Origin of the sequence: Streptomyces camelliae (genome assembly GCF_027625935.1) — a bacterium.
Classification (GTDB): Bacteria; Actinomycetota; Actinomycetes; order Streptomycetales; family Streptomycetaceae; genus Streptomyces; species Streptomyces camelliae.
Window position 1 is genome coordinate 9,313,599 of sequence record NZ_CP115300.1, and the last position, 6,000, is coordinate 9,319,598.

A 6,000-nucleotide genomic window follows, 5' to 3' on the forward strand; every position below is an offset into this window, starting at 1 on the left:
TGGTGACCGCGTCGGTGTTGGAGCAGGTCATGGAAGTTGCGGGCGAGATCGCAGGCCCGGGCGATATCGGGACATGCGAGCCGAGCGGCCAGGAGCTGCTCTTCTTCTGGGGGCCGCAGGGTGCCGCGGGGCAGCATGATCCACGTGGTGATCTTGCGCGGGCTGGGGATGGCGCCGCGGGCGGGTTCCACGGTGCCGGTGCGCAGGCCGGCGACGTACCGGCAGCCTGACAGTCTTCCGCCGTCCTCGGGCAGTGGCCCGCCCCCGCAGAACCCGTCACGCTCCAGAGCCTGTGCCGCCGCGACAGCCGGCACTCTCAACAACACGGGGGCAAATTGACTACGCGTTGAGCCAGTCCCCCGGGAGCAGGGCCCGGACGGCGTCCAGTGCTTCCTCGGTCCGAGCCCTCACAGGCACGCAGCCTTCCTCATCCCGCAACAGCACGTCCGCGCCGAGGAACCAGCGGGTGCCCTCGAAACCCGCGGCCGGATAGGACGGAAACGGCAGCAGCTCGCAGCACTCTTCGAGGACCCGCGTGTATTCGTGGTCGGGCTCGTACAGGAAGTCGCTCAGGTGCTGCGGTGCGTGCAAAGACTCCGCCAGCACCATCTCGACGGCCATCCACGACAGGCGTTCCATCCACGGCTCCCACCGCTGGGCCTGCCGGTCGGCCAGGTCCGACAGCACATGAACTCCCGGATCAGCCCGGTCGAGATCTTTGAGCAGTACGCCCCAGGAGCAGGCGCCCTGGTTCTCCTCCCGGAAGACCAGAGCTTCGCTGCGAGCGTCGATGTAGAGCTGGTCCGGGTGCAGCAGCCGATCGTGGTTGCTCGTCAGATCCCGGCGCCGCCCGAGCAGCCGGTACATCTCGCCGAGGGCGCTCGGCAGGCTTACGCCGAGACGTTCCGCCGCTGCTGCGAGGTCCTCCTCGGTGAAGCCGTCGCCTTCGGTGAGCGGCTCCACCCATGCGTGCGCGAAGTCGCGGACGAAACGCCACGCGGCCTCGCGGTCCGCGCGTGCATGCTCCAGGCCTTGGCGAACATCGAACATCTGTGTCATGGCGCAGACCCTAACCGCCGCCCCCGACACCCCATCGCAAAGCACCCCCGCGGCGGCCCGGCCAGCGCGGACCTGACCCATTCACGCTCCCCGACAATCACAGACCGCCGTGGTTCTGCCGGCCCCCAGACGCCCGAAATCACCAGTTCAACTTCAGTAGCGTGCGTGGATCCTGCACCCGTACGCCGTTGTCCTGCCTGTCTGTGGCATCGGTCTCAATTGAGCCACCTCGCCCTCAAGTTGCTCGTATCAGCATCTGGGGTGACGATATTTGTAGGGGTGACTCATCGAGGGGCAATTATCAGGAAAGGCGAGAGAGATGGACTATTTCTCCGCTAGGGCTTATGGCAGGAACCATCGTCTCTTCAACGATTCCTTCACGGTTGATGGCGTCAACTCGGCGACTCAAGTGATTGCGAGCCTGACAGAGGTGGATGCGCAACGGAACCCAATCAACGGTGGGGCAACGCTGCACCTGTACGACGTGACTCCTCACGACAATGGCACAGTTGAGGTCCGCGCCGAGATCGACTGGGACGAGGACCTGGACATCAGGTTTGACTTCCTCTGCGCCAACGGGCTGGGCAAGTAGTTGCGCAGACCAAGTAGATGCTGGCTGACGTCAGAGGGTGGGAACCGCACCCCTCGGCGTCAGCACGTGTGAGATCGCGTGCGTGGTGACCTCACGCGCGCACGGACCCGGAGTACGACGAGACCTTTTTCGCGCGTGAGGTTGCCACGCGTGGGCGGGGTCCAGGGGCGCGCTGTAGCGCCTCTGGTACCACCGGCCGGAACCCGTTCGTCACGGCGCTGTGCGCCACGGTGGGCAGCGTTGGCGCCCTCGGTGAACTTACCCGGTGCATTGAGTGGTGTGCATCGTGAAGTAGCGACCTGGTGTGCGTCGGCTCCGGGGTACTCATGCTGGTGACGGGCGGGTGACTTCGGTGGAGATCGTCGGTCAGCGGGCGACTTCCCCGTTTGTGAGGACGAGCAGGCGTGGGCGCCCTCCCTCATCGTCGCCCACTGCCGTGGCGCCGCCTAAATCCGCTGGCGGCCAACGCCTCGTCCTGCGACAGTGCGGGAATGGAGTGGAGAGCCGTTTCCGTGGCGGACGTCGACGCCCTCGCCGAACTGCTCGGCCGGGACGAGGAGGCGACGGTCGGTCGCCGCGAGTCCGGCCCCGCCGAGGCGCGCAGCATGCTGGCCGCCCCCGGCCTGGACCTGCCCTCCCGCACGTGGACCGCGTCTGGCCCCGACGGCGGCCTGCTCGGCTTCGCCGCCCTCCACCCCGCGCCTCAGCCGGGCGAGCTGCGTGCCCAGTTGGTCGTCGCCCCGTCCCCGGATGCACCTGCCGTCACCGCGACGCTCCTGGACCGCCTCGACGTCTGGGCCGCCCACGACCTGCCGACCCCTGACACGCCGGTGACGCTGTATCAGCTTCCTGGCTGCTTCCCCCACGACCAACTCCTCAGCCGCGGCTGGACCGTCGCGGACAGCAGCAGCCGCCTCACCGTCGACCTGGACGCCATCCGCCTCCCCGAGCACCCCGCGCCCGCGGTGCGCGCGGCCCGGAACGAGACCGACCTCCGCACCGTCCACTCGGTGCTGAACGAGGCCTTCACCGACGACCCGGAGCACCCCCACCCGGACTTCGACGCCTTCCACCACGCCCAGCGCCGACGCGAGGGCTACAACCCCGACTTGTGGCTCCTCGCCGAACTCGACAGCGTCCCTGCCGGCGCCCTCATCGCCCGCGACCCCGTCGACCGCGCCTGGATCGCCTGGTTCGGCGTCCACCCAGCCCGCCGCCGCCACGGCCTCGGCGCCCAACTCCTCACCACCGCATTCAGCCTCCTCCGCGCCCGCGGCCACCGCACGGTCGGCGTCGACGTGGACACCCACAACACCGGCGCCATGCAGGCCTACACCTCCGCCGGCATGACCCTTCTCGGCGCGGCCGACCAGTGGCGCAGGACCTACGTCTGAACCCGGCGCCCGCCCTGCGTCAGGCAAGGGCGACGTCGCCGGTGGTAGGCCGAGGCGAGAGCCAGAACGATCGGTGGAGATCGCCGGTCAGCGGGCGACTTCCCGGTTCGTCAGGACGAGCAGGGCCCGCACCAGTGCGGTCGCCCACCTCGGGTCGGTGCGGACCTTGCCGAGCACGCGCCAGACACCTCACGTTGCCAACGCTGTCCTTGCCGAAAACCTCATCCGCCCAGGTGGTGAGGCGGTGGGCGGCCTTCACGGAGCTTCGACGATGGATGCTCACGCCGCGGTTGCGCTGAAGCCGATCAGCACTGCAACGTGATCGTCCGTGCTGCTGCGACTGGCCTACATCGGCGTGAGCAACGCGCTCGCGCTGCTGCGCCTACTGCCGCTGAGTGACCGGGACAAGGACATTGAGATCCTGGCCCTGCGGCATCAGATCACGGTGCTGGAGCGGCGACTGGGCACGCGCAGACCGCGGTTCAACGCGGCCGACCGGGCGTTCCTGGCAGCGCTGCTGCACGGGTTGCCGATGGATACGCTGCGCCGGGTGAGGCTGCTTGTGCGCCCGGAGACGGTGCTGCGGTGGCACCGCGACCTGCTCGCACGCCGGCATGCCGCCCAGTCCCGGCCCAAGCGTCCAGGCCGGCCGCGGACCGTGCACTCCATACGCGCCCTCGTACTTCGCCTCGCGCGCGAGAATCCCCGCTGGGGCTACAGGCGCGTGCATGGCGAACTGCTCGTCCTGGGCATCAAGGTCGCCGCCTCCACGGTCTGGGAGATCTTGAGGGAGGCCGGAGTCGATCCAGCGCCCGAACGCGGCGCCAGCACGTGGGGCGGCTTACCAGGCCAGAACCGCGTTGCCTGGACTCCATCGGGGTTGTCACGTTCCGCATGAGAGAGATGCTGCCGGGGAGGGCGCCCTCTGCACCCCGGGAACGGCGGTGCACTCCCGACCGGTCAGATATCTCCGGTCGGCGCCTGCCGGTTTACAACGGCCAGTTCCAATCTCCCGCTGAAACAACCCATCGGCGAGAGTGCTCATGACGAGGCATCATCAAGGGTTCATTCGCATTCACCCGTCCGGCATTTCCCAGCATGTAACCCCCGGATGGAACGGGGGTCCTTGGGCACTTCCTCAGGCTTCGCACCCCGCGATTACTCGCGACGCACGCTGAGGCGGGAACGAGCCCTGCGCACTGGCTCGGGTCCTACACCTTCGACATCAGTCGAACCTCCTTGGCGATTCCCACTCTTCTCAAGCGACTTCGTGTCGCACGATCCGGTTCAGCCAGGAACTGTTGGTCGGTGTGTAGGCGAACTCGACATTGTTGACCGCGGCCCACTCGCCGACCCGGGTGTCCTTCTTCGTGGTCAGGTGCGGGGAGAAGTTGTCGAGCACGATCGCGATGCGGGTCTGGGGCGGGTAGAGGCTGCGTAGGTATCGGCAGAACTCCAGGAACCTTGTCCGGTTCTTCTTCGGTTTGATGTGGCCGTAGAGCTTGTCTTTGCCCAGGTCGTAGGCGGCGAACAGGTGCCTGACGCCGTGCGGGCGAGTGTAGGTCGCCCGTCGGCGGGGCCTGGGTTCCCGGTCGGGGTCCTTGTGCCGTCCGCCGTGTTCGGCCCATTGCCGGCCGGGGTGGGGCTGGAGGTTGAGTGGGCCGAACTCGTCGAGACATAAGACGACTTCGGGTTCGCTGTCCTCGGGTATGACCTCGCCGTCGGCGATCGCGTAGAGGTGCTCAACGCGGGCCTTCTTGGCGGAGTAGTCGGGGTCGCGGGAGGTCTTCCAGGTCTTTATGCGTCGAAAGGAGACGCCCTCCTCGCGGAGCAGGATCCGAAGGCCCTCGTGGCTGATGTCGTCGACCACCCCCTTGGCGACCAGGAAGTCGGGCAGTTGGCCAGGCTCCAGATTGAGAACGGCAGGCCGTGCTCGACCGGCCTGGACTTGGCGATCTTCTTGATCTTCCGACGCTCCGGGAGGTTGAAGGTTCTCGGCCTCCCGCCCTTGTACTTGGGGTAGAGGGAGTCGAAGCCGTCGGTGTTGAAGTTGTGCAGTACGTCCCGGACCCGGTCCGGACTGGTGAATGTCACCTCGGCGATCTTCGCCACGGTCATGCCCTGCGCCGACAGCAGCACCATCTGGGCACGGCGCCAGGTCACCACCGACCCTGTGCCGCGGCGGATAGTCCGCAGCAACCGCCGGCCCTCGTCGTCATCGATCTCACGGACGCGTACTCGTTCAGCCACCCGCACAGCCTGACGGCCACGTGCCACCCAGGACAGGACCGGCGGCGCGTCAATCACTCCTGTAGACCTGCCACCGCCGGTCTGTCAGTGCTCGGGTTAGTTCGGCGTCGTACTGATCGGCGTCAAAAGAAAACGCTGGGGGCCTCACTTTGTCTCTGGGTACCTGCCAGTCGGACCACTCCACAATCCCGTCGTGCCGCTGCACGAACACGGACAGGTAGCCACAGCATCCGCCCGTGCACTCAGGCTCGCCCAGCACTACACCTCGCCCCTCGCCAGTAGCCCATAGGGCACTGTGACCGTCGGCGGGCAGCGCCTCCTCCGCAAACGGGCCGCGGCCTCCCTCTCCAACCGCCTCTGCCACCACATCCTCGCCGTCGATCCGGAACTGCAACTGAGCAGCCCATCGAGGGCCCGGTGGCAACGCACTGACCTCAAGCCGATTGAACACCCGAGCACTCTACGTGGGACCTGGCCGGCACAGTCATTTCCTACGACCGGGTGTGGACGTCTGGCCCACTACCAGTCGACGTCCCAAGAGGCGAACGTTGCTTGATGCGGTACTAGCCACCGCCGCGTGCTGAGGACGGTGGCCCATCCCGGCAACCCCGCTTCCGGCCGCGTTCTGGTGAAGGGTTCATCCCGGTCGGCGTCCTCGGCCTGGCCGACGGATCCGGTGGCGCCGTCGGATGCCTGGCATATGAG

At 67.3% G+C, this 6,000-nt stretch carries 3 protein-coding genes and 2 pseudogenes; 3 read left to right on the forward strand and 2 right to left on the reverse strand.

What is annotated here, in order from left to right:
* Positions 1–339 precede the first annotated feature (339 nt).
* Positions 340–1,140 (reverse strand): SMI1/KNR4 family protein, encoded by an 801-nt coding sequence (locus O1G22_RS43035; RefSeq protein WP_270086273.1) that lies wholly within the window; start codon positions 1,138–1,140, stop codon positions 340–342.
* Positions 1,141–1,378: 238 nt separating this feature from the next.
* On the opposite strand from O1G22_RS43035, the gene O1G22_RS43040 reads away from it, so the two are divergent.
* From O1G22_RS43040 to O1G22_RS43050, 3 genes and pseudogenes are all read left to right on the forward strand, one after another.
* Positions 1,379–1,651, forward strand: coding sequence for a hypothetical protein (locus O1G22_RS43040; protein ID WP_270086274.1), 273 nt, complete (start codon positions 1,379–1,381; stop codon positions 1,649–1,651).
* 512 nt (positions 1,652–2,163) lie between these two features.
* Entirely contained in the window at positions 2,164–3,045 is an 882-nt protein-coding gene (locus tag O1G22_RS43045) for a GNAT family N-acetyltransferase (protein WP_270086275.1), read from the forward strand.
* A 328-nt stretch (positions 3,046–3,373) separates the two neighbouring features.
* A pseudogene (locus O1G22_RS43050) lies at positions 3,374–3,880 on the forward strand (helix-turn-helix domain-containing protein); the annotation flags it as partial.
* Positions 3,881–4,324: 444 nt separating this feature from the next.
* On the opposite strand, the pseudogene O1G22_RS44625 reads toward O1G22_RS43050, so the two are convergent.
* A pseudogene (locus O1G22_RS44625) lies at positions 4,325–5,295 on the reverse strand (IS630 family transposase); the annotation flags it as partial.
* Positions 5,296–6,000 lie beyond the last annotated feature (705 nt).